A 1,860-nucleotide genomic window follows, 5' to 3' on the forward strand; every position below is an offset into this window, starting at 1 on the left:
ATTTTTCGTTACGCCCGCGATCGAGATAACGATTAAATCCGTCCGTGTCGTACTCAAACGCCCCGAGCATCAACTCGTCAGCCCAATACGCCAAGCGCTCGACCACTTCTGCCTTTGATAGCCCCGCATCAACCGCCAGCCGATCAAGCGCGAAATGTGCCCGTTGGTCGACGGTAAAACTGAATCGGCGACGCTCGTAATCCTTGCTCGCATGAATCGGCAATCGCACCACTCGCCGAACCCAATCAACCTCATGCACGACTGACGCACGCGAACGTTGCGGGTCGATAGCCTTGCGCTTCGACGCCTCTAAATCGCGACGGAGTTGCGCCAATTCTTCGCGAAGCCGCTCGTTCTCCATTACTAGCTCGTCATAAGCGTCGACAGCAGGTGGAATATTTTTCGTTACCGTAACGGGATTACCTGACGCCTTGCGCCGCTCGCGGTATGCCGCCTGACGTTGCGCATTCGTCAACGCTCCGTCTTCCTTGCGAGGACGACCGCGACCACGCTTTTTCGTTACGACCTCAAGTGGTAACGGAATTGTTTTCGCGTCTTCGGGATGAATCATGGCGAACGCTCCATATCGGCATTGACCTTATTTTACGTTACTTGTAACGATAAATCAATATTCGTCACTCGTAACGATAAATATAATTCGCTAACCCGCTCAGATCCGCTGAACCTGCAAAACCAACAAAACCTCCGTGCGCTGCTTCGAGCTGGATCGACCATCGAGAAAGCTCGGCAGCCACGCATAGCCGCTACGTGCCGTCGCATTGCGGTCCTGAATCAAGCCGCCGAGCACAACCAGCTCGCCATCCTTCAACCGCGTCACGGTCTGTAGCTGTCGTGTGTTTTTCGTCGGCGAAGTATCGACGCCAGTCTTCGTCGTGACGAAATCGGAAATCTCCTCGCGCACCTTCAACTCGATCACGTCACGCATCACGGTCGGCTCCACGTCGAAGATCAAGCCCGCGTCCTGATACGTGATCGACTGAACGGGCGTGCCGCTTGACCCCTGATAGCTGACACTCGATTGCGTCGGCACCTGTTGACCGACATTCAGGCGCACGCGTTCACCCGAGACGATCCGCACATGTGGCGAGCTGACGACCTTGAATCGCGAATCGGCGTTCAGCGCGGATATCGCCGCGTCGATGCCCGGCCCCGTGAATCGCATCGCGCTCGTGTCGGACGCCGTATCTCCGCTCGAAAGCCGAAGCTGACCACTCAGCAACCGAACCGCAATGCTCCACGCCGTGTTAGTCGAATCGGTGTTTGCAACCTCGTACACCCACCCGCGCACCACAACCTCACCCGGCGCGGTATCGAGCTCAGGCACCAGCTTCCGCAGCATCGCGACCTCATCATGCGATCCGACGATCACCAGCTCGTCGCCGCGTGCCTGCACACCCGTCACGATCGGCGCAGCCGGAATATCACCCGCCGAACCGATCGGCGCGCCCGGAACCTGAACCGGACTTGTCGCAGCAGGCGACGCGGCAGCAATCGTGGGCATCGGCATCATCGATCGCGAGCCAATCACTGGCTCCACGAGACTGCGCAGCGATTCGGCGCTCCGGTAGCGCGGCCGGTAGACAAACACCTCCTGATCGACTCGCGCCCGACCGTCAGCGGCCTTTCTCGCGACGTAGTCGACGCCATTCTTGGTCGTCACGCGAAAGCCGAGCGAATCGAGAAAATCGACCATGACGGCGCGCACGTCGCGGTTCTGATCGTCCAAGCGAAACGACACCAAGCGCATATCGCTCAGCACGTCCGGCCCGAGCACGTAGGGCGTGCGCATCGCGTCCTGATAGATCAAATCCACGACTTGAGCGACCGTCACGAACCGCA

General features: G+C 58.7%; 2 protein-coding genes. Both read right to left on the reverse strand.

Translation table 11 applies throughout. From position 1 onward, the window contains the following. Window positions 1–571, reverse strand: a 571-nt coding sequence (locus WS62_RS08515) for a hypothetical protein (RefSeq protein WP_066570097.1), incomplete at its 3' end; no start/stop codon positions are given. 99 nt (window positions 572–670) lie between these two features. After that, the coding region (locus tag WS62_RS08520) for a type II secretion system protein GspD (RefSeq protein ID WP_066570100.1) at window positions 671–1,860 on the reverse strand (1,190 nt) is incomplete at its 5' end.

It is taken from the genome of Burkholderia sp. ABCPW 14 (assembly GCF_001523835.1).
Taxonomy (GTDB): domain Bacteria; phylum Pseudomonadota; class Gammaproteobacteria; order Burkholderiales; family Burkholderiaceae; genus Burkholderia; species Burkholderia mayonis.